Below are 22,013 nucleotides of genomic sequence, written 5' to 3'. Positions count from 1 at the left end.
CCTGACCGGGCCGCCCGGTTGTGCGTCAGCCCGTGGGTGGCTCAGCCCGTGGCGGAAGGATTCAGCGGTGGCCTGGAGCCGAAGATCGCGCTGCCCACGCGCACATGCGTGGCGCCGTACTCGACGGCCGTGGCGTAGTCCGTGCTCATGCCCATGGAGAGCAGTTCCAGACCGTTGCGGGCCGCGATCTTCGCCAGCGTCGAGAAGTGCGGCTCCGGCGGCTCACCGGCCGGCGGGATGCACATCAGCCCCACGACGTCCAGGCCGTGGGTCTCCCGGCAGTCGGCCAGGAAGGCGTCCGCGTCGTCCGGCAGCACACCGGCCTTCTGCGGCTCCTTGCCCGTGTTGACCTGGACGAACAGCCTGGGCTTACGGTCCTGCCGGGCGCACTCGCGCGCCAGCGCCGCGCTCAGGCTCGGCCGGTCCAGGGAGTGGATGACGTCGAACAGGGCCACCGCCTCCCGGGCCTTGTTGCTCTGCAGCGGCCCTATCAGGTGCAGTTCCAGGTCCGGACATCGGCCGCGCAGCTCCGGCCACTTGGCCTTGGCCTCCTGGACCCGGTTCTCGCCGAAGACCAGGTGGCCGGCCTCGATCGTGCGCTCCAGGACGTCGGCGGGCACGGTCTTGGACGCGGCGACGAGCGTCACGGAGCCGGGCTCGCGGCCCGCTCGCGCGCAGGCTCCGGCGACGGCACGCCGTACGTTCTCGAGACCGGTGGTGGGGTCGGGGGTCGGATTCATGCTGTCTCCTCATCTCCTCGCACGGAATCCCCTCGGCCGGAATCCCCTCGCGCGTACGAGAACTCCAGCCGGCGATCCGTGGTGTCGATCCGCCGCGCGGCCACGATCCGCACCCCGGCCTCCGGCAGCCCCGCCGTCAGCTCCCGCTCCAGCGCCGCGAGGTCCTCGGCGGCCGTGGGGTGCAGCGCCTCCGCCACGATGAGCGCGCGGTCCGTCTCCTTGGAGACGACGGACAGGGCGCTCTGGCGGAAGGTCCAGCGCCGGGAATGGGCGTGGCCCGCCGCGTCCGTGAAGACGATCTCCTCGGGGGCGGGGTGCTCGGTCTCCCCCTGGAAGGTCCGGTGGACCTCCGAGCCGTCGGCGTGGCGGACCGTGATGCCGTCCGTGACCTTGTCGCAGTCGAAGACGGCGATGGGGATGGCGAAGGCCATGGAGACGACGTTGAGGTAGTCGACCAGCGGGTGGAAGCCCGGCAGGTTCCGCTCCTTGCGGTAGCGCCGGAGCAGCGCCTCCGATGCGCACCGGTACTGGGTGGGCTTGAGCCCCATCCGGGAGAACGCCTCGCGCCAGGCGGCGATCTCCGGCATCGCGGACTCGCTCGCCGCGGCCAGCCGCTCCTCGACGCGGGCGGTGAGCGCCTCCCGGCGCTCCCGGCCGCTCTCGTGGCCGCTGGTCATACCGAGGACGCCGTCGACGGCCAGGGTGACCGCGCGCAGGCGCGGGTGGGCGTTCCAGACCGGATCGGCATGTGTGAAGTACATGGTTCTGTCCCTGCTCGCTGTACGGGTGGAGCCGTACGGGTGGACCGGTGGGGCCGGAGGGCGGCGCCGCCGGTGGTCGCCGTCCGGGGACGGCGCCGCCGGCCGGCGCCCCACGGGTGTACCCGCTACGGGTAGAACCGCTTCCGGTCCCACTCGCCCTCCGGCTTCTCCCTCGTGAATATCAGCCGGTCGTGCAGCCGGAACGGTTTTTCGGTCCAGAACTCCACATAGACGGGCCGGACCCGATAGCCGAGCCAGTGCGGCGGGCGCGGTACCTCGCCGTCGCCGAAGCGGGCGCTCTCGCGGGCCACGGCGGCCTCGAGCTCGGCGCGGTCGGCCAGCGGCTGGGACTGGAGGCTGGCCCAGGCGCCGATGCGGCTGTCCCGGGCGCGGGACGCGAAGTAGGCGTCGGCCTCGGCGTCGGTGACCTGCTCGACGGGGCCCCGGAAGCGCACCTGGCGGCGCAGGGACTTCCAGTGGAGGGCGCCGGCGGCCCGCATGTTGCCGGCGAGCTCCCGGCCCTTCTGCGAGCGGCTGTTGGTGTAGAAGACGAACCCGTCGGCGTCGAAGCCCTTGAGCAGCACGATGCGGACGTCGGGCAGTCCGTCGGCGTCGGTGGTGGCGATCGACATGGCGTTGGGGTCGTTCACTTCGGCGGCTTCGGCGTCCCGGAACCATTCGCGGAACAGTTCGATGGGGGCGTTCACTTCGTGCACGGAATTCACTCCTCGGTTCATTCCTCGCCTCGCGGGAACGCGCGCGCTAGAGCTTCACTGCCTGCTTCTCGTCGAGCAGGTGGCGCCACTTGTCGAGGTCGCCACCGCGGGCGGTGATCAGGTGCGGCGTTCCGGCGGTGTCCACGAGGACTTCCGCCGCCGGCGGGATGTTGAGGAATTCCATGTGCTGGGTGGCGCAGTAGGCGCCGACGTCGAGGATCAGCATGTGGCTGCGGCCGTCGACGCCCTCGGGCACGAAGTACTCGCCGGGCAGGATGTAGTCGTGGCGCAGGATGCTGCGGCCGCGCAGCGCCGCGTTCACCCCGCCGGTGGCGTCCCCGGCGGGGATCTCCTTCATGTCCGCGTCGAGGAAGACCACGTTGTGGCGCCGGTCGCGGAGCTGGGCGGAGGGCATCAGCATCCGGGAGCCGTCGGTGACGACGAGGCTGCCGACGGAGTTGGTGATGACGTTGCGCTCCACGCTGAGCAGGAGGGCCCCGGTGTCGGCCAGCACGTCCCGGGCCGGTTCGAAGAGGAACTTCACATGCTCGGGGATGCCCATCCGGTCGGCGCTCGCCCGCAGCGCCTTGAAGTACTGGCCCCAGTCGAAGTGCTTCTCCGTCTCGTCCCACTTCTCGTAGACGAAGCCGTGGCCGCCCGCGAAGTTGATGGAGTGGGCCTTGGGGAAGTGGGTCAGGAAGATGGTGAACATCGTCTCGATGATGCCGACCATGTCGTCCAGGGAGTTGCCGCTGCCGCAGTAGACCTCGAGGCAGTCGAGGTCGCGCCCGTGCCGTTCCAGCAGGTCCGCCAGGTTCTTCAGCTCGCTGAGCTTGATGCCGGGCTTCCCGGACTCGAGGCTGTCGATCCGGACGCTGATCGAGGGGGCGTCGTTGCGCAGCGAGTGGGAGACCTCGTCGAGGCTGGAGAGGAAGGTGGGGTAGCCCGCCCGGTCCCAGAAGCTGATCTCGTCGTCGGAGACGTGTCCGGGGGAGACGATGAACTTGTCGAAGCCGAACTTCGTGAGGAGCTGGTACTCGCTCGGGAGCTGGAGCAGGACGCCCACGCCCAGGTCCTGGAAGGGGCGCAGGACGTGGGGGTTGGAGTTGGGGAAGAAGGGGACGTAGAGCTCGACGCGGGAGCCGATGCCGGCCGCCTCCGCGGCGCTCTGTATCCGTCCTATGTTCTTGACGATCTGTGCTTCGCTGTAGAGGAAGACCGGTGTCCCCACTTGTTCGGCGATGGGTCGGAGATCGACCTCGCCGAGCCAGGTACCGGTCAATTTACAGTCGCTCTGACAGTCGTTCGCGGTCATCTGGCCGCCTCACTCTCGTGATACCGAAGTTCCTGACCGACGCTCTTGCCGTACACGGACGTGCGAAGTGCAAGGTGGTGCGAGGTTCTCTGGTGCTGGAGATGGTGAGCTTCCGGTTCGCGGACAGGCCGGAACCGCGCGGCGCGTCGAGGGCGCCGCGATCCGATGGAAGGTTGTCAGGGGAATATTCCAGGACAGGTGTTCGCACACCGCGCTGGCGTTCGAAGTCTACACGGGCAGGCCGGAGTTGGCCCTGTTCCGACGGCCGGAATCATTCCACCGAGCGGGCGGCCCGGATGAACTCCCTGATCAGGCGCGGGTCCTTCACTCCGCGCCGGGCCTCCACGCCGCTGGAGACGTCCACGCCCCAGGGACGCGTGGTGCGGACGGCGTCCGCCACGTTCCCGGGGTGCAGCCCGCCGGCGAGGATCCAGCGGCCCGCCGGCGGGGTGAAGCTCCCGGCGGACCAGTCCCACGGCTCACCCGAGCCGGGGGCCGGGGCGTCGAGCAGGAGGAGGTCCTCCCCCAGCTCGCCGAGGGCCGGCGACTCGCCCCGGCAGGCGGTGGCGCGGATCAGGGTCCAGCCGTCGGGCCGGAGCTCCGCGTAGTGCGCGGGCCCCTCGTCGCCGTGGAGCTGCACGGCCCGGACGCCCGCGGCCCGGGCCAGCTCGCGGACCTCGGCCACGGGCTGGCCGCGGAAGACGCCGACGGTCAGCACGTGCCCGGGCACCCGCTCGGCGAGCGGGCGGGCGAGGGCGGGGTCCACCGTGCGCGGGCCGCCCGGCGCGAAGACGAAGCCGATGGCGTCGGCCCCGGCCTCGACGGCCGCGTCCACGTCCTCGGCCGTGCGCAGCCCGCAGATCTTGACGAACAGCGGCGCACGCGACGCCTCCGACGCGCTCGAACCGTTCACGCCAGTCACGCTGAAACACTCCCATCGCCGGACCACCGCGAACGTACAGCACCCCGCGCCCGGTGCACAGGGCCGGACGCCCCCTTGCCCCCGGCACCCCCGGACGTCACCGCCCGGTGAAGAGGTTCCGCACCCGGCGCCCGGTCCGGCGCCCGGCCGGGTAGTCGTCGTCGCCGCCGTTGTCGTCGTCGTCCGGGCCCTGCAGCACGGTCCAGCTGACGGCGGAGACGGCGGGCTCCAGCGAGAGCCTGCTGACGGCCTCCTCCAGCAGGCTGTCGTCCCGGCGCTCGGTGCTCAGCTCCGCCGCGACCGTCACCTTCCCGGCCGTCTCCGCGTCCCGGCTGTGCACCGAGCGCAGGGTGAAGCCGGGCCGGGCCACGGCCTGGACGACGAGCGTCCGCACGTGCGCCTCCTCGGGCTCGGTGCAGACCACCTCGAAGTGGTAGTCCGTGACCACCTCGGCCCCGCCGGTGGCCCCCCGGTCCAGGCCCCGGGCGAGCGGGCGCAGCAGGGTGTTGGCCCCCACGACCCCGACCGTGCCGAGGGCGGCGATGACGTACAGCCCGGTGCCGGCGAGGGCGCCGACGGCGGCCGAACACCACAGCGTGGCGGCGGTGTTGAGGCCGCGCACGCTCAGGCCGTCGCGCATGATGACGCCCGCGCCGAGGAAACCGATGCCGGAGACGATCTGCGCGGCGACGCGTGAGCCGTCGTAGCCGGTGGTGCTGGTGGCGCTGCTGAAGCCGTAGGTGGAGAGGAGGACGAAGAGGGCGGATCCGGCGGCGACGAGCGCGTTGGTGCGCAGCCCCGCCATTCTGGCCCGCCACTGCCGCTCCAGCCCGATGATCGCGCCGAAGCCCAGTCCGGCCCCGATGTTGGCCGCGAGCTGCCACTCGTGAACCATGGCCATGATCCGCCCCTCCTAGTCCATTGTGTCGATCTTTTATCGGCCGCTCACAGCCAGGTGTTGAACCGGCGGATGTACCAGCTCTTCACCCCCTGGGTGAGCAGGCAGTAGGCGAGCAGGGTGCCGGCCAGCCACGGGAAGTACGTCAGGGGCAGCGCCCGCATCCCGAGCACCCCGGCGAGCGGGGAGAACGGCACCCACATGCCGAAGGCCATGACCAGCGCGGTCATCGCCAGCACGGGCGCGGTGGCCCGCGACTGCAGGAAGGGAACCTTCCGGGTACGCAGCATATGGACGACCAGGGTCTGCGTCAGCAGGCCCTCGACGAACCAGCCGGACTGGAAGAGCGCCTGGTGGGCCTCGCTGTTCGCCCCGAAGACGTGCCACATCAGCAGGTAGGTGGTGATGTCGAAGACGGAGCTGGTGGGCCCGAGGACGAGCATGAAACGGCCGATGCCCCGGGCGTCCCAGGCGCGCGGCTCGCGCAGGTAGTCCTTGTCCATCCGGTCCCAGGGCGTGGCCAGCTGCGAGATGTCGTACGCGAGGTTCTGCACGAGCAGCTGCATGGCCAGCATCGGCTGGAAGGGGATGAAGGCGGAGGCGACCAGGACGGAGAAGACGTTCCCGAAGTTCGAGGAGGCCGTCATCTTGATGTACTTGATGGTGTTGCCGAAGGTCTGCCGGCCCTGGATCACGCCCCGCTCCAGGACCATGAGGTCCTTCTCCAGCAGGATGATGTCGGCGGACTCCTTGGCGATGTCGACGGCCGTGTCGACGGAGATGCCGACGTCGGCGTCGCGCAGCGCGGCGGCGTCGTTGATGCCGTCGCCGAGGAAGCCGACGGTGTGCCCCTCGGCCTGGAGGGCACGGACGATCCGGGCCTTCTGCACGGGGTTCGCCTTGGCGAAGACCGTGGTCGCGGCGGCGAGGACGCGCAGCTCGGCGTCGTCCAGCTCGTCGACCTCCGTGCCGGTGACGACGCGGCCGACGTCGATGCCGACGTCCGCGCAGACCCGGGCGGCGACGAGCTCGTTGTCGCCGGTGACGACCTTGACGGCGACGCCGTTGTCGGCGAGCGCCCGCAGGGCGCGGGCGGCGTCCTTCTTCGGCGGGTCGAGGAAGGCGAGGAAGCCGATGAGGGTGAGCTCGGCCTCGTCGGCGACGGTGTACGTCTCCCTCTCGGCGAGCATCGTGCGGGTGGCGACGGCGAGGACGCGCAGGCCGAGCCGGTTGTTGGCCTCGGCGGTCAGGGTCGCCTCACGGCGCAGCGCGTCGGTGAGCGGGACGCGGGCGCCGCGGTCGGTGATGTGGGTGCACAGGGCGAGGACCTCCTCGACGGCGCCCTTGGTGACGAGACAGTGTTCACCCACCGCGTGCTCGGTGGCGGACCCGTTGAGCTCGTTGCGCGCCAGCACGACCGACATCCGCCGGCGGGCGAAGTCGAAGGGGATCTCGTCGACCATCGTGAAGCGTGCGTCGACGACAACCTCCTCGGCTTCGAGTACGCGGTCGATGACGGCCTGGTCCAGCAGATTGCGCAGCCCGGTCTGGAAGTGGCTGTTGAGGTAGGCGTACTCCAGGACCTCGCTGTCCTCGCCGCCCCGGACGTCGAGGTAGCGGTCGAGGACGATGCGGTCCTCGGTGAGGGTGCCGGTCTTGTCCGTGCAGAGGACGTCCATGGCGCCGAGGTTCTGGATGGCGTTGAGGCGCTTGACGACGACCTTGTGGCGGGACATGGTGACCGCGCCGCGCGCCAGGTTGGTGGTGACGACCATCGGCAGCATCTCGGGGGTGAGCCCGACGGCCACGGCGACGGCGAAGGTGAAGGCCTCGGCCCAGTCGCCCTTGGTGAACCCGTTGATCACGAAGACGAGCGGGACCATGACCAGCATGAAGCGGATCAGCAGATAGCTGACCTTCTTCACGCCCGTGTCAAAGCTGGTCTCGGGCCGCTCGCCGACGAGGGAGCCGGCCATCGAGCCGAAGTAGGTGTCCGAGCCGGTGGCCACGACCACGCCGGTGGCGGTACCGGAGGTGACGGAGGTGCCCATGAGGGCGAGGTTGTCGGCCTCGACGGGGTCGGTGGTCGTGGACTGCCCGTAGTCGTGCGTACGCGTGTCGGCCTTGGGGGTGGGCAGCGACTCGCCGGAGAGCGCGGCCTGGCTGATCATGAGGTCCTTGGCCGTGAGCAGCCGCAGGTCGGCGGGGACGAGGTCGCCGGCTGCGAGCCGGACGACGTCGCCCTTGACGACCTGGTCCATGGGGATCTCGACGGTGGCGGGCGCGGCGTCCCGGCCGGCCCGGCGCTGGACGGCCGTGGTGGTGGTGACCAGGGCCCGCAGCGCGGTGGCGGCGGCGGAGGACCGGTACTCCTGCCAGAACCGCAGCAGGCCGCTGATCAGCACCATCGCACCGAGGATGGGGATCTTGGGGTCGAAGGGCTCCTCGCCGGCGACCTGCAGCCACTGGACGTACATGATCACGACGAGGGCGGTCAGGATCAGGATGAACGGGTTCCAGAAGGCCCTGGCCAGCTGTGCGTACCAGCGGGGGCCGCGGTCGTGGGCGACGACGTTGGCGCCGTCGCGCTCCAGCCGCTCCCCGGCCTCGTCCTGCCGCAGCCCCTGCGGGGTGGCGCGGACGTCCTGTAGCACCTGCGATCCGGGCAGGGCGCTGAACCGGGCGAGCCGCTCGGCGACGGCCCGGGTCCCGGCCTCGAGCTCGGCTGCCTTCCGCTCCCGGCGGGCACGGCCGCCCGGCGGGGCGAGCTTCTGGGGGGTGAGGGTGGTGTTGGTCATGGCGGAACCTCTCTCCGGGCATGACGGCATGGCGGCATGGCGGCATGGAGACATGGCCGAAGGGCGGCATGGCGGCATGGCGCGGGGACGTGCCGTCGCACGGAAAAGTGGACGTGAAGGTATGAGGACCCGACGCGCGGAGGGCAGCGGAAATCACCCGTGTCCGCGGGTTCAGGCGAAGAAAAAGGCCGACAAGGGCCGATGGAGAAGGGGAGTCACACGCGACAGCGAGGCGCGAACGGCCTACGTGTCAGCGGAAATACCGCGTCAACGAGCCGTGCGCGGGAGAGGTGCGCTGTGGCGAGGACTTCCCTCGGGACTCCGACTGGTCATCCCGATCACCTCCTCGCTCGTACGGACAGCGCGGGTGCCGCCGATGCCCACGTGGACGCAGGCCGAAGCGGCAGCACCTTCGGCACCCAGCATGCCACAGGTGCCCCAGAGGGCGACCATGCACGGGCAATGGGCACGCAAAGCCCACCGGGGGCGGCGGGGCACGGCCAACCGCCCCTCCGGAGGCCCGGTGGCGCGAGGCGCCGCTCTACGGCCGTTCGTCCGGTCATGAATAGGCATCACGGCGGCGGGCGGGGCGGCGCGATCCGACGACGCCCACGATGACGCCCGGCACCGCCAGCACGAGCGCGAGGATCACGTCCACCGCGCCCAGCTCGCCCACCAGGGACGTGTCCACGATCACGACGAATGGCGCTGTCAGTAGCAACCAGGCACCGCCCAGGAAGGCCAGGGTCCGGCGGCGGGAAGCGGTCAGCGCGCATATCGCCACCCCCGCGAGGAGCCACACGCCCGCCAGGCGCCACAGCAGTGAACTCCCGGCGGACGGGAGGAAGTCGGTGGTGTGGCCCCGGACCGTCACCCGGGTCACCGTGCCGTGCCACAGGCGGACGTCGGCCGGGGTGCCCCGCCGCGCGGCGTCGTACGTGCCGCCGTTCACCGTCAGCCAGACGGTGTCACTCCCGTAGCGGACGCGGAGTCGTTGCTCTTGGGGCGGGCAGCCGTCGCCGGGGCAGCCCCTGGTGGCCATGCCGACGACTTCGCCCTTCACCTGCTCGAAGCAATCGGTTCCGGCCGGGCGGCCGGCGGGGCACTGGGACGCCCGTTCGTACGCCGCCCGGTCCCGGTACGCGTCCTCCACCCACGACGGGGCGTGGGCGAGGCCGAGGACGGCGACCGCCAGAACCACCACTCGCACGCACCCCATGACCCACTTGGGCATCGCCCGCCCCTCCCCCGTACAGCCGATCACACGACGCCGCTCAGCGTAGGAGAACATCTCCGGCCACCCATGGTGAGGTTTCGGCCACAGTCGAACAGCCATCACTCCGCGCCACAACCATGGCCATAAATCGCCGTTACATGCGCCCTTCGCCCGCCCCTCCGCCGCGCCTCCACACCCCGCCCGCATCCGGAGGCCGTCGTCCCACCGACGGACCGGCGCGCGAATCCCCCGGTGAGCGCCCCGCTTCGCGCCGCGCGCCACCACCGTTGCCGGAGCGACTTGTTCGGGCCCGTGCGGCTGGCCAGCGCCGCTGTCGGCTCGTAACGTCGCCTGCGCTCCGGAGCACGTCCTGTGGCAGCTCCGCACGAGGGGGAAAACGAGATGCAACCACTCCGAAGTGCCGTCGCGTCCGCCGTGGTGATGACCGCCTGCGCGATAGCCCTGGCACCCACCGCCGCACAGGCGGACGAAGGACCGGCCGGCAAGGGCGACATGTCCTTCTCCGTCATCGACGCGAAGTCCGCCATCCCGCGTACCGGCACCTTCCAGCTGCGCGACCTGGCGCGGTACGGGGTCGAGCAGAAGGCCGTGAACCGGCTGGCCGAGGGCCGGACGTCCGGGGCGGCCGACGCCGCCGGGAAGGCCGCACCCGCCGCACCCGACCCCGCGTACAGCATCGCGGGCGAGTGGAAGGACAAGGACGGCTGGGACACCACGATGCGCCAGGGCAAGTGGCCCGGCGGCGACTACGGCTTCGGCCTGACGAAGGTGGACCAGAAGCACAACCTCAGCCTGGCCGCCGTCAAGGCCACCACCAAGTACCCGCGTCCCACGGGCGGGAAGAAGCAGCAGGGCGGGACGAGCTACATCTACGTCACCGACGTGCTGCACGTGAAGTGCAGCGGCTGGTGGATCTTCCGCACGTGCCGTGTCGTGGAGGTGAAGGCCGTCGACGCCGTGGTGAACTTCCGGACGTTGCGGGACAACAAGCCGTTCGGCGTGGTCACCGCCTACTGTGAGAACACGCCGGGCCGGTGCCCCGACTGGGTGCGGCAGGCGATCAACATCTGACCCCAGAGGTCGAGACCGGAGATCGAGAGGGGTACGGCATGGGCGCCCGACCGGTACGACCGTCCCGCCGCTGGCCGGGGGCGGAATGGTGGGCGCCCCTGCTCGCCGGCCTCGCCGCGATCCAGCGGGCCGGCGCGGCCTCCGGGCCGCTGCTGGCCGCCGTCGAGCTGACCGGCGAGGCCCCCACCGTCACCGCCGTGTGGCCGGACGGGAGCCGTACGACCGTCACCCCCGATCCGGAGGCGGACACGCAGGCCCTTCGGGACCTGCTGGCCGTGTCCGGGACGGACACGGGCTACCCCACCCCCGGCGCGAGCGACCCGTTCCGGCTCAAGTACGCCTGGCTGCTTGAGGAGTTGAGCGGCGCGAGCGACGCCTGGTTCGCGTACACCGAGGAGCCGGTCCGTCTGCTGTCCGTACGTGCCGACGAAACCGCCGGCGCCGAGAACATCACCGTCGGCGTCGGGCGCCCCGGCCGGGGGGACGAGCTGAGCGTCGTGTTCCGGCTGGGGGACTGCGAGGACGTCATCGGCATCCCCTACGCCATCGCCGCGCAGGCGGCCGGCGCCGGACCGGTGCGCGTGGTGCCGCTCCGGCTGCCCGGCTGACGCACGCCCACGTCACCGCGTCGCCGCCGGCTCCACCGCCCTGCCCCATCCGTCGTGGTGGATCGGAACCTCTCCTCCCGCCAGCGGAATCCCCGATCCCCCGCGCCGCAGCGCGATGATTTCCGCTGCGATGGAGAGCGCCGTCTCCTCCGGCGTCCGCGCCCCGAGGTCGAGCCCGATCGGCGAGCGCAACCGGCACAGCTCCCCCTCCGACAGCCCCGCCTCCCTCAGCCGCCCCAGCCGCGCCTCGTGGGTACGCCGCGAGCCCATCGCGCCCACGTACGCCACCGGCAGCCGCAACGCCCGTTCCAGCAGCGGCACGTCGAACTTCGCGTCGTGCGTCAGAACGCACACGACCGTACGGGCGTCCACCGCCACCCGGTCCAGATACCGGTGCGGCCAGTCGACCACGACCTCGTCCGCCTCCGGGAAGCGCCGCGCCGTCGCGAAGACGGGCCGGGCGTCGCACACGGTCACGTGGTAGCCGAGGAACTTGCCCGCCCGCACCAGCGCCGCCGCGAAGTCGATCGCGCCGAAGACCAGCATCCGGGGCGGCGGCACGCTGCACTCGACCAGGAGCCGTACCGGCTCCCCGCAGCGCGAGCCGTCCGCGCCGACGTCGACCGGGGCGGTACGGCCCGCGTCCAGCAGGGCCAGCGCCTCCCGGGCCGCCGTCGCGTCGAGCGCGGGGCCGCCGCCCAGCCCGCCCCCGACCCTGCCGTCCGGCCGGACGAGCAGGGCGCGGCCCGGCGTGCCGGGCGGTCCCGCCACCACCCGGGCCAGCGCCAGCGCCTCGCCGCGCGCGGCGGCGGAGAGCGCCGCGGCCAGCTCCGGGTGGCGGCGTACCGGGGTCACCAGCACGTCGATCTCCCCGCCGCACATCAGGCCGACGGCGAAGGCGTCCTCGTCCGAGTAGCCGAACCGTTCCAGCAGTGGCTCCCCCGTGCGCAGCGCCTCGCGGCACAGCTCGTACACCGCGCCCTCCACGCACCCTCCGGAGACCGAGCCGACGGCCGTGCCCCCGGCGTCGACGGCGAGGGCCGCGCCCGGCGGGCGGGGCGCGCTGCCCCGGACGGCCACCACCGTGGCCACGGCGAAGTCGCGGCCCTCCGCGCACCACCGGTGCAGTTCCGAGGCGATGTCCAGCACGACAGAACCCCCTACTTCACGCCGAGCCACTGCTCGATCGGGTGCAGGGCGAAGTAGCCCGCGAAGACCAGGGTCAGCACCCACATGAACAGGCCCGGCTCGCGCCAGCGGCCCTGCCCGGCCTTGATGACGGTGTGGGCGATGACGCCGCCACCGACGCCCACGGTGATGGAGTACGTGAACGGCATGAGCGCGACCGTCAGGAAGACCGGGATGGCGACCGCCCGGTCCGTCCAGTCGATGTGGCGGGCGTGGCTCATCATCATCGCGCCGATGACGACGAGCGCCGCCGCGGCGATCTCGCCGGGGACGATCCTCGTCAGGGGCGTGAAGAACAGGCACGCCGTGAAGAACAGCCCGGTGACGACGGACGACAGGCCCGTGCGGGCGCCCTCGCCCACGCCCGTCGCCGACTCGACGAAGACCGTCTGGCCCGAGGCCCCGGCCACTCCACCGATCGCGCCGCCCGCGCCGTCGACCAACAGGGCCCGGCTCAGGCCGGGCATCCGGCCGCGCCCGTCGGCGAGTCCGGCCTCGGTGCCCACGCCGATGATCGTGGCCATGGCGTCGAAGAACCCGGCCAGCACCAGCGTGAAGACGATCATTCCCACGGTCACCCCGCCGACCTTCTCCCAGCCGCCGAACTCGACCTGGCCGAAGAGCGAGAAGTCGGGCATGGAGACGGCGCCGCCGGTGAGTTTCGGGGCGCCGTTCTGCCAGGTGCGGGGGTCGAGGCCGAAGGCCGCGTTCACGACGACGGCGAGCACGGTGCCGGCGACGATGCCGATGAGGATCGCGCCGGGCACGTCGCGCGCCTGGAGCATGAAGATCAGCAGCAGGGTGACGCAGAAGAGCAGCACCGGCCATCCAGCCAGTTCGCCCGCCGGGCCGAGGGTGACCGGTCCGCCGGCCTTCGCGGCGTGCACGAAACCGGCCTTGACCAGGCCGATCAGGGCGATGAACATGCCGATGCCCATGGTGATGGCGTGCTTGAGCTCCAGCGGGATGGCGTTCATGACGCGTTCGCGCAGGCCGGTGAGGACGAGCAGCATGATGACGATGCCGTAGATCACGCACATGCCCATGGCCTGCGGCCAGGTCAGCTGGGGCGCGACCTGGGTGGAGAGCACCCCGGAGACGCCGAGGCCGGCCGCGAGTGCCAGCGGAACCCTGCCGATCAGTCCCATCAGCAGGGTGGACAGCGCTGCCGCGAAGGCCGTCGCGGTGATCAGGCCCGTCCGGGCGAGGGTGTGCCGCCCGGCGTCCGGGCCGGAGAGGATCAGGGGGTTGAGCAGGAGGATGTAGCTCATCGCCATGAACGTGGTGACGCCGCCGCGCACTTCGCGGGCGAGCGTCGAGCCGCGTTCGGAGATGTGGAAGTAGCGGTCGAGCGGGGACCGTCCGGCGGGCGGACGCGAGCCCGCGCCCGCGTCCTCCGCCGTGGTCCCGGGCCGCACGGGTGCATGGGTCATGGTGCCTGCTCCAGTCCAGATTCCGGTGGGGGCTGCACGACCCGGGGGACGGCCCGAGACGATGAACGATATGGAGGGTCAGGTTCCGGTCAGGTGTTCCGGGCGGACCGGGACGCGGTTCAGGGCCAGGCCCGTGGCCTGCCGGATCGCCGCCACGACGGCCGGCGTCGAGGAGAGGGTGGGGGCCTCCCCCACGCCGCGCAGGCCGTACGGGGCGTGGTCGTCGGCGAGTTCGAGGACGTCGACCGGTATGGCCGGGGTGTCGAGGATCGTGGGGATGAGGTAGTCGGTGAAGGAGGGGTTGCGGACCTTCGCGGTCACCGGGTCGACGACGATCTCCTCCATGACCGCGAGGCCCAGCCCCTGCGTCGTACCGCCCTGGATCTGGCCGGTCACGGACAGCGGGTTGAGGGCCTTGCCGACGTCCTGGGCGCAGGCCAGCTCCACGACCTTGACCAGGCCCAGCTCGGTGTCGACCTCCACGACCGCCCGGTGGGCGGCGAAGGAGTACTGGACGTGCCCGAAGCCCTGCCCGGTGCGCCGGTCGAAGGGCCGGGTGGGGCGGTGCCGCCACTCGTCCTCGGCCTCGACGGACTCGTCCTCCAGGACGTCCACGAGCGTGGCGAGGACCTCGCCGCCGTCGGTGACCACCTTGCCGTCCTCCAGCAGGAGTTCGGCGGTGGCCCACGCCGGGTGGTAGCTGCCGAAGCGGGCCCGGGCCAGCTCCAGGACCTTCTCCCGCACCAGCTCGCAGACGTGCTTGACCGCGCCGCCGGTGACGTACGTCTGCCGGGAGGCGGAGGTGGAGCCGGCGGAGCCGACGCGGGTGTCGGCGGGGTGGATCGTCACCCGGGCGACGCCGAGCTCGGTGCGGGCGATCTGGGCGTGGACGGTGACCCCGCCCTGGCCCACCTCGGCCATCGCGGTGTGCACGGTGGCCACGGCCTCGCCGCCCACCGCCTCCAGCCGGACGCGGGCGGTGGAGTAGTCGTCGAAGCCCTCGGAGAAGCCGACGTTCTTGATGCCGACCGCGTAGCCGACGCCCCGGACGACCGATTCGCCGTGGGTCGTGTTCGACAGGCCGCCCGGCAGCGCCCGGACGTCCGCGGCGCCGCCCGCCGACTCCCACTGGCGGGCCGGCGGCAGCGGCATCGCCTTGACGCGCCGCAGCAGTTCGGCGACGGGCGCGGGCGAGTCGACGACCTGCCCGGTCGGCATCACCGCTCCCTGCGCCATGGCGTTGCGGCGGCGGAACTCGACCGGGTCCATGCCCAGCGCGGCCGCGAGCTTGTCCATCTGCGCCTCGTAGGCGAAGCACGCCTGCACCGCGCCGAAGCCGCGCATCGCCCCGCAGGGCGGGTTGTTGGTGTAGAGGGCGATCGCCTCGACGTCGACGTGATCGACGACGTACGGGCCCACGGCCAGCGAGGCGGCGTTGCCGACGACGGCCGGGGAGGACGAGGCGTAGGCGCCGCCGTCCAGCACGATGCGGGCCGTCACGTAGAGGAGGTCGCCGTCGCGGGTCGCCCCGTGCTCGTAGCGGAGCTTCGCGGGGTGGCGGTGCACGTGGCCGAAGAAGGACTCGAAGCGGTTGTAGACCATCTTCACGGGCCGGCCGGTGCGCAGCGCGAGCAGGCAGGCGTGGGCCTGCATGGACAGGTCCTCGCGGCCGCCGAAGGCGCCGCCGACGCCGGAGAGGGTCATGCGGACCTTCTCCTCGGGCAGGCCGAGGACGGGGGCGATCTGGCGGAGGTCGGCGTGGAGCCACTGGGTGGCGATGTAGAGGTCGACGCCGCCGTCCTCGGCGGGGACGGCGAGCCCGGACTCGGGGCCGAGGAACGCCTGGTCCTGCATGCCGACTTCGTACTCGCCGGTGACGATCACGTCGGCGCGGTCCTTCGCGGCGGACACGTCGCCGCGCACGATCGGCTGGCGGTGGACGATGTTGGGGTGGGGGACGTGGGGGGCGTGGTCATCGGTGCGGCCGGGGTGGAGGACGGGGGCGTCGGGGGCGGTGGCGCTCGCCTCGTCGGTGACGACGGGCAGGGTCTCGTAGTCGACGCGGATCTTCGCGGCGGCGCGGCGGGCGGTCTCGGGGTGGTCGGCGGCGACGAGCGCGACGGGCTCGCCGTGGTGGCGGACGACGCCGTCGGCGAGGACGGGGGTGTCCTCGATCTCCAGCCCGTAGCGGGTGGCGGCGGGCAGGTCGGCGTGGGTGAGGACGGCGTGGACGCCCGGGGTGGCGAGGGCCTCGGCGACGTCGAGGGAGCGGACGCGGGCGTGGGCGTGCGGGCTGCGCAGCGTGACGCCCCAGAGCATGTCCTCGTGCCACAGGTCGGAGGCGTAGGCGAATTCGCCGGTGACCTTGAGGGTGCCGTCGGGCCGGAGGGCGGACTCGCCGATGCCGCCCTTGGTGCCGCTCGCCTGGGTGAGCCCGGTGGGGGTGAGGTCGCGCATCGGGTCAGTCCGCCTCTCCGGTGCGGGCCGCCGCGAGGCGGACGGCGTCGAGGATCTTCTCGTATCCGGTGCAGCGGCAGAGGTTGCCGGAGAGGGCTTCGCGGATGTCGGCGTCGGAGGGGTCGGGCCGCTGCCTGAGCAGGTCGTCGGCGGCGACGAGGAGCCCAGGGGTGCAGAAGCCGCACTGGACGGCGCCGGAGTCGACGAACGCCTGCTGGACGACGGAGAGTTCGCCGGTCGTCCGGTCGGCGAGGCCCTCGACGGTCTCGACCTCCCGGCCCTCGGCCTGGCCCGCCGCCACCAGGCACGCACACACGGGGACACCGTCGAGGCGTACCGTGCAGGAGCCGCATTCGCCTTGTTCGCAGGCGTTCTTGGAGCCCGCCAGGCCGAGCCGCTCGCGCAGCACGTACAGCAGGGACTCGCCCTCCCAGACGTCGTCGGCCCGCTGGGTGCGGCCGTTGACGGTGAACGTCACGCGCATCGCGCTTCCCCCTCGCCCCTCGTGTACGTCTGCCACACCCAGCCGAGGGTGCGGCGGGCCATGACGCCGACCGCGTGCCGGCGGTAGCGGGCGCTGCCGCGCACGTCGTCGATCGGGTTGCAGGCGCCCGAGCACAGCTCGGCGAACTGCCGTACGGCGGACGGGGCGATGGGGCGCCCCGACTCCCACAAGCCGTCCTCGTCCAGGACGGAGGCGAGGAAGTCCTCGGCGGCCCGGGCGCGCACCGGGGTGGGCGCCGCCGAGCCGATGCCGGTGCGGACCGTACGGCTGTCGGGGTGGAGGGCGATGCCGAGGGCGCAGACGGCGATGACCATGGCGTTGCGGGTGCCGACCTTGGAGAACTGCTGCGGCCCGGTGGCCTTGCGGACGCGGACGGCGCGGATGAGCTCGTCGGGGGCGAGGGCGTTGCGTTTGACGCCGGTGTAGAACTCCTCGACCGGTATCAGCCGGGTGCCGCGCACCGACTCGGCCTCCACCACGGCACCGGCCGCGAGCAGCGGCGGGTGGCTGTCGCCGGCCGGGGACGCGGCGCCGAGGTTGCCGCCGACGCTGCCCCGGTTGCGGATCTGCGGGGAGCCGACGGTGTGGGCGGCGAGGGCGAGGCCGGGCAGCGGCGTGCGGAGCTCGCCGAGGATCCGGGCGTAGGGGACGGCGGCGCCGAGGCGGATGTCGGAGCCGTCCTCGTCCCACTCGTGGAGTTCACCTATCCGGGTGAGGTCCAGGAGGTGTGCCGGACGCCGGTGGTCGAAGTTGATCTCGACCATCACGTCCGTGCCGCCCGCGATGGGCACGGCCGTGGGGTGCGCGGCCTTGGCGGCCAGCGCTTCCTCCCAGGCGGCGGGGCGCAGGAAGTCCATGGGGGTCTCTTCTCAAGGGGGGTTCCGAGCGGCTTCATGTCCTGTTCACGCGGCGCACCGCCAGTACAGCGACGCGTGACCGGGCCGGTGCAGTCACCGAAACCATGAAGCTGGTTGGCTGGCCAGGCCCCATGTCTTGTAGATTCGAACGAAAGACGGGATGCAGAAACCTCACTGCATTCCACGGGTTACCTGAGGACAGATCGGCGGCGACGAGGATGCGGCTGCGCGCACTGCTGGAGACGGACGCGCTGGGCCTTCGGCTGCTCGGCGGCGAGGACGAGCTGGACCGCACCGTTCGCGGCGTGATGACCACGGACCTCCGTGACCCCAGCCGCTATCTGTCGGGCGGTGAGCTGGTGCTGACCGGCCTGGCCTGGCGGCGCGAGCCGGAGGACTCCGAGCGGTTCGTCCGGATCCTCACGGCCGCCGGAGTGGCCGGGCTGGCGGCGGGCGAGGCGGAGATCGCCTCGACCCCCGACGACCTGATCGCCGCCTGCGCCCGGCACCGGATGCCGCTGTTCTCCGTGGACGAGACGGTCTCCTTCGCCTCGATCACCGAGCACGTCGTCCGGCAGGTCTCCAGCGAGCGCGCCGGGGACCTGGCGGCCGTCGTCGACCGCCACCGGCGGCTGATGACGGGCGGCCCGGCGGGTGGCGGCCCCGAGGTCGTCCTCGACCTGCTCGGCACCGACCTGGACCTGCGCGCCTGGGTGCTCTCCCCCACCGGCCGCCGGATCGCCGGCTCCGCGCCGGCGGAGGCGGGCCCCGGTCTGTCCCCCGAGACGGGCGCCGTCCTCGCGGGCGAGCACCTGGCCGCCTCGCGCACCGGCCGGCGCGGCCCGCACCGGGTGACCACCGGCGGCAGCACGTACTCCCTGTTCCCCGTGGGCAACACCGCCCGCGCGGTGTCGGCGGCCGACGTGCGCGAGACCGTCCTGTCGGACTGGCTGCTGGCCGTCGAGGCCGACGCGGGCGACTGGCCGGCGGAGCGCCTGGACCTGCTCCACGGCGTCACCCAGCTGATCGCCGTCGAGCGGGACCGCCGCGACGCGGCCCGCACGGTGCGCCGCCGCCTCGCCCAGGAGGTGCTGGAGCTGGTCCAGGCGGGCGCCGCGCCCGCCGAGATCGCGGCCCGGCTGCGGGTGGCGGCCCCGGTGCTGCTGCCCGGCCTGGGCACCGCCCCGCACTGGCAGGTCGTCGTGGCCCGGGTGGAGTGGGAGGGCGGCGACGTCCCCGGCGGCCCGGTGGCGCAGGCGCTGCTGGAGGAGGTCCTGGTCGACCAGGAGAGCGCCGGCCCCGAGCCCACCGACCGGATCGCGGTCGCCCACACGGGCGATGAGGCGGTCGCGCTGGTGCCGCTGCCCGGCGTGGTCACCGGGCCCGACGAGCCGCTGACCGGCGCGGGCCTCCACGCCGACGCGCTGCTCGCCGCCGTCCGCGAGCCGCTGGAGCGCGGGCTCGACGGCGACGGCCGGCTGACCTTCGGCGTCAGCGCCGCCGTCCACTCGGCGGAGGGGCTGCGCGGCGCCCTGGAGGAGGCCCGGCACGCCCGCCGCGTCGCCGCCGCGCGCCCGGGCCGGGTGTGCGCGGCCGGCCACCAGGAGCTGGCCTCGCACGTCCTGCTGCTGCCGTTCGTCCCGGACGACGTCCGCCGCGCCTTCACGGCCCGGCTGCTGGACCCCCTGCGCGACTACGACCGGCGCCACCGCGCCGAGCTCATCCCGACGCTGGAGGCATTCCTCGACTGCGACGGCTCCTGGACGCGCTGCGCGACGCGGCTCCATCTCCACGTGAACACGCTGCGGTACCGGGTGGGGCGCATCGAGCAGCTGACGGGGCGCGACCTGTCCCGGCTGGAGGACAAGCTGGACTTCTTCCTGGCGCTGCGCATGAGCTGAGACCTCTCCCCTCGCGAGCCGCCCGGATGAGCGGACGGACGCTCATGAAGCCGATCATCTTGGGTAGCCTTCGGCCGGGAGTTTGTGAATTGGTTCACACCTGACCCTTGGCCGCGCGTGGTTCGCCGTGCTGTGATCGAGGCAGGCTTCCAGCTCGACGGCGCGCTTGGGGAGGGCACTGTGGCGGACACCGCCATGCGGAATTCTGGGTTGCCGGAGCCACACGTCCAGGGGGAACCCGCCGAGGGGGAACCCGTGCCGGGGGAACACTTCCAGGGGGACGACCCCCTCGAACGCGCCGTCTGGCGACTGCGGTCGCGGGCCTGCTGGGACGACGCGGCAGCACTGCTCGCACCCCGCGCCGCGACCGAACCGGGGGTCGCGCTGCGGCGGACGGCGGTGCTGATCGAACGGTGTCTGTTCACGGCGGAGGGCTGGGCCCCGGCGGAGGCCGCGCTCCGCGAGGCCGAGGCCCTCGCCGCGGACGACGAGGAGCGCGGCGCGGCCGCGTGCGAACGCGGCCACCTCGCCTACGCGTCCACCCTGCTGGGCGTACGGGACCGGGCCGACGAGGCGCGGTCCGCGCTGGGCCGCGCGGCGGCCCTGCTGGCCCCGCACTCGCCGACCCGCCCGCTGCTGGACTTCCGGCGCGGCTTGATCGCCCAGCACCTGTCCGGCAACCCCTCCGACGCCACGGCCGTCTTCCAGCGCGCGCACGCGGGGGCCGCCGCCCACGGGCAGCATCTGCTGCTCTCCTTCACCTGGCGCCACGTGGCGGCGATGGCCGAGCACGACGGCGATCTCCCGGCGGCCCGGCACGGCTTCGCGGAGTCGCTGCGGATCCGCGAGGAGCTCGGCTACCTCGTCGGCATCGCCCCGGCCCTCGCCTCCCTCGCGGCGGTCGTGGCCGACCCGGAGGAGGCGGAACGGCTCCGGGAGGAGGCCCGCCGGCTGGTGCGGCTGCTGGGGGGCGTCCCGGGGTGGCTCGCGGAGCGGCTGCGTCACTGATCACGGCGGCCCCGGTCCGTCGCCCCCGCCGGGCGCCGGGACGGCCAGCGGGTTGGGGAGGGGGACGTAGCGGGGTTCGGTGCCGTCCGCGTCGATCCAGCGGGAGAGCAGGCTGGCCTTGCACGGGACCGTCGGCGCGGCGAGCAGCGCCCCGGTCTCCGGGAGGCCGTGTTCCTTGTCGCACCGCTGGAACTCCCGTCTCGCCATGGGCCACAGGGCCCCGGCGGCCCGGGGGAAGCGGTGGGCGAGGACGTTCGCGATCTCGGTGAGGTTGTTGACGACGAGGCAGTACGCCACGCGCTCCCAGGCGGCCTCACGGGACGTCGCGGGGATCGCCTTGGCGCCCTCGGTGTCGCGGAAGACGACCTGGACGGGCGTGCCGTCCGGGTCGACGGCGATCAGCGTGTTCTGCAGGTGGCACTCGACCGCGACGCCGTACCGGGCGTACGCCTCCAGCACGGGCGGGACGACGCGGTCCAGGTAGGCCGACCACCACGGCAGGGGGTCGCCGAGGCGGTCGAGCGGGTCGCCGTCGAAGCCCTCGGTGAGGGCCGCGGCCAGCACGGCGGTGGCGCCCGGCACCACATGGCGGTCCAGGCCGTCGCGGACGATGACGGGGAACGTCTCCTCCAGGCCGCGAACCGTGCGATGCCCGCGTTCGCTCAGCCACGCCGCCGGGCCGTCCATGGCCCGGAAGGCCGCGGTGACCCGCGGGTCGGTGCGGCGCACATGGCGCAGCTCGTGCCGGCGGATCCGCCGGACGTCGTTGGTGATCTGCACTTCCAGGCTGAACTTCAGGAACAAGTCGCCGTCCGCTCCCGGCCGTTCGGGGCTGCCGGGGACGTGGACCGTGCGCACCGAGGCCGTGGCCCGGGCGTCCCAGGGCGTGTGGCCGAGGTGGACGAGGCGGCCCCCGGCGAAGGCGGCGCGCACGGCGGGCAGCCGGTGGGTGAGGTCGAGTTGCCAGGGGTGGACGGGTAACGGCCGGTATCCGGGCGGGGCCTGGCCCAGGGCGTCGAGGGCGCGGGTGTCGCCGTCGTCGAGCACCGCGTCCTGGCGCACGCCGAGCAGGACGAGGGGGAAGCGGCCGTACGCCTCCGGCGCGTAGCGCAGCCAGGTGGGGGGCGGGCCGCCGCCGCTGCGGGCCTTGGGGGCCGGGTGGTAGGGGTGGCCCATGACCAGGGCCTGTTCGGAGCGCAGCCACGTGCTGTCGGGCGGGGTGGCGCGGGCGCGGGCGGCGAGGAGGGCCTCGACGGCCTCGCGGCCGGCGGTCATCTCGGCGACCAGGGGGGCGTTGGGGCGTCCGGTGACCGCGCGCATCTCCTGGACGGTGAGGTCGACGAGGCCGGAGTGGCGCAGGGGGCGCCAGGTGCCGCCGGTGCGGAGTTCGGGTGCGGAGGGCCGGTGGCCGGTGCGGACGCTCAGCAGCCTGCCGGTGGCGCGCAGGCGGTGGACGGCCCGGCCGGCGACCGGTTCCCCGGCCGGTGAGGACGCCTCCCTCAGCAGACAGTTGAGCAGGGGCACCATGGCCAGTGCGTCGGCTTCCTCGGCGAAGGCATTCATCGACCACCAGTATGTGTGTCGTGTGTTCTCCTGCG

At 72.8% G+C, this 22,013-nt stretch carries 18 protein-coding genes; 4 read left to right on the top strand and 14 right to left on the bottom strand.

Going from position 1 to position 22,013, the window contains the following annotated elements; all coding sequences use genetic code 11:
* Positions 1 to 41: 41 nt before the first annotated feature.
* The 8 genes from ACX9I7_RS03755 to ACX9I7_RS03720 form a co-directional block, all read right to left on the bottom strand.
* Positions 42 to 740 carry a YggS family pyridoxal phosphate-dependent enzyme gene (locus ACX9I7_RS03755; RefSeq protein WP_387571541.1) on the bottom strand — a complete coding sequence of 233 codons (699 nt, stop codon included), beginning with the start codon at positions 738 to 740 and terminating at the stop codon, positions 42 to 44.
* Positions 737 to 1,501, bottom strand: a complete 765-nt coding sequence (locus ACX9I7_RS03750) for a B3/B4 domain-containing protein (RefSeq protein WP_459386478.1) — start codon at positions 1,499 to 1,501, stop codon at positions 737 to 739. Before ACX9I7_RS03750 ends, ACX9I7_RS03755 begins: the two co-directional genes overlap by 4 nt.
* 125 nt (positions 1,502 to 1,626) lie before the next feature.
* Positions 1,627 to 2,217 (bottom strand): pyridoxamine 5'-phosphate oxidase, encoded by a 591-nt coding sequence (gene pdxH / locus ACX9I7_RS03745; protein WP_387571547.1) that lies wholly within the window; start codon positions 2,215 to 2,217, stop codon positions 1,627 to 1,629.
* A gap of 46 nt (positions 2,218 to 2,263) precedes the next feature.
* On the bottom strand, positions 2,264 to 3,532 hold the full coding sequence (locus tag ACX9I7_RS03740; protein WP_358625541.1) for a hypothetical protein: 1,269 nt from the start codon (positions 3,530 to 3,532) through the stop codon (positions 2,264 to 2,266).
* A 271-nt stretch (positions 3,533 to 3,803) separates the two neighbouring features.
* On the bottom strand, positions 3,804 to 4,445 hold the full coding sequence (locus ACX9I7_RS03735; protein ID WP_387571553.1) for a phosphoribosylanthranilate isomerase: 642 nt from the start codon (positions 4,443 to 4,445) through the stop codon (positions 3,804 to 3,806).
* A gap of 106 nt (positions 4,446 to 4,551) precedes the next feature.
* A complete protein-coding gene (locus ACX9I7_RS03730) occupies positions 4,552 to 5,355 on the bottom strand; it encodes an MgtC/SapB family protein (RefSeq protein WP_229819924.1) in 804 nt (267 codons plus the stop codon).
* Positions 5,356 to 5,399: 44 nt separating this feature from the next.
* Positions 5,400 to 8,150: a magnesium-translocating P-type ATPase gene (gene mgtA, locus ACX9I7_RS03725; RefSeq protein WP_459386477.1), complete on the bottom strand. Its 2,751-nt coding sequence runs from the start codon at positions 8,148 to 8,150 to the stop codon at positions 5,400 to 5,402.
* Between the two features lie 559 nt (positions 8,151 to 8,709).
* Positions 8,710 to 9,384 carry a hypothetical protein gene (locus tag ACX9I7_RS03720; RefSeq protein WP_459386476.1) on the bottom strand — a complete coding sequence of 225 codons (675 nt, stop codon included), beginning with the start codon at positions 9,382 to 9,384 and terminating at the stop codon, positions 8,710 to 8,712.
* A 384-nt stretch (positions 9,385 to 9,768) separates the two neighbouring features.
* On the opposite strand from ACX9I7_RS03720, the gene ACX9I7_RS03715 reads away from it, so the two are divergent.
* Together ACX9I7_RS03715 and ACX9I7_RS03710 are read left to right on the top strand one after the other, a co-directional pair.
* Complete coding sequence (locus ACX9I7_RS03715) at positions 9,769 to 10,458, top strand: hypothetical protein (protein ID WP_459386475.1); 690 nt, start codon at positions 9,769 to 9,771, stop codon at positions 10,456 to 10,458.
* Positions 10,459 to 10,496: 38 nt separating this feature from the next.
* Positions 10,497 to 11,066 (top strand): hypothetical protein, encoded by a 570-nt coding sequence (locus ACX9I7_RS03710; protein WP_459386474.1) that lies wholly within the window; start codon positions 10,497 to 10,499, stop codon positions 11,064 to 11,066.
* 12 nt (positions 11,067 to 11,078) lie between these two features.
* Here ACX9I7_RS03710 and ACX9I7_RS03705 read toward each other — a convergent pair whose 3' ends face one another.
* The 5 genes from ACX9I7_RS03705 to ACX9I7_RS03685 all read right to left on the bottom strand — a co-directional run bounded on the left by ACX9I7_RS03705 (position 11,079) and on the right by ACX9I7_RS03685 (position 17,506).
* Positions 11,079 to 12,215, bottom strand: a complete 1,137-nt coding sequence (locus ACX9I7_RS03705; protein ID WP_459386473.1) for an XdhC family protein — start codon at positions 12,213 to 12,215, stop codon at positions 11,079 to 11,081.
* 11 nt (positions 12,216 to 12,226) lie between these two features.
* Positions 12,227 to 13,687, bottom strand: coding sequence for an NCS2 family permease (locus ACX9I7_RS03700; protein ID WP_459386472.1), 1,461 nt, complete (start codon positions 13,685 to 13,687; stop codon positions 12,227 to 12,229).
* Positions 13,688 to 13,765: 78 nt separating this feature from the next.
* Entirely contained in the window at positions 13,766 to 16,144 is a 2,379-nt protein-coding gene (pucD, locus tag ACX9I7_RS03695; RefSeq protein WP_459386471.1) for a xanthine dehydrogenase subunit D, read from the bottom strand.
* Positions 16,145 to 16,148: 4 nt separating this feature from the next.
* The gene (locus tag ACX9I7_RS03690; protein ID WP_358625561.1) at positions 16,149 to 16,628 is read right to left on the bottom strand and encodes a (2Fe-2S)-binding protein; all 480 of its coding nucleotides are present in this window, start codon (positions 16,626 to 16,628) and stop codon (positions 16,149 to 16,151) included.
* A complete protein-coding gene (locus tag ACX9I7_RS03685) occupies positions 16,619 to 17,506 on the bottom strand; it encodes an FAD binding domain-containing protein (RefSeq protein WP_459386470.1) in 888 nt (295 codons plus the stop codon). Before ACX9I7_RS03685 ends, ACX9I7_RS03690 begins: the two co-directional genes overlap by 10 nt.
* Positions 17,507 to 17,724: 218 nt before the next feature.
* Here ACX9I7_RS03685 and ACX9I7_RS03680 point away from each other — a divergent pair, with 218 nt between their 5' ends.
* Positions 17,725 to 19,407 (top strand): PucR family transcriptional regulator, encoded by a 1,683-nt coding sequence (locus ACX9I7_RS03680; RefSeq protein ID WP_189448758.1) that lies wholly within the window; start codon positions 17,725 to 17,727, stop codon positions 19,405 to 19,407.
* Between the two features lie 195 nt (positions 19,408 to 19,602).
* Positions 19,603 to 20,415 (top strand): hypothetical protein, encoded by an 813-nt coding sequence (locus ACX9I7_RS03675; protein ID WP_387572154.1) that lies wholly within the window; start codon positions 19,603 to 19,605, stop codon positions 20,413 to 20,415.
* On the opposite strand, the gene ACX9I7_RS03670 is transcribed toward ACX9I7_RS03675, so the two are convergent.
* Positions 20,416 to 21,978: an IucA/IucC family protein gene (locus ACX9I7_RS03670; protein ID WP_459386469.1), complete on the bottom strand. Its 1,563-nt coding sequence runs from the start codon at positions 21,976 to 21,978 to the stop codon at positions 20,416 to 20,418.
* Between the last annotated feature and the right edge of the window lie 35 nt (positions 21,979 to 22,013).

It is taken from the genome of Streptomyces sp. L500, from assembly GCF_054551825.1.
The sequence above is the reverse complement of the archived record's forward strand: the minus strand, read 5'-3'. Positions and strand labels throughout refer to the sequence as shown.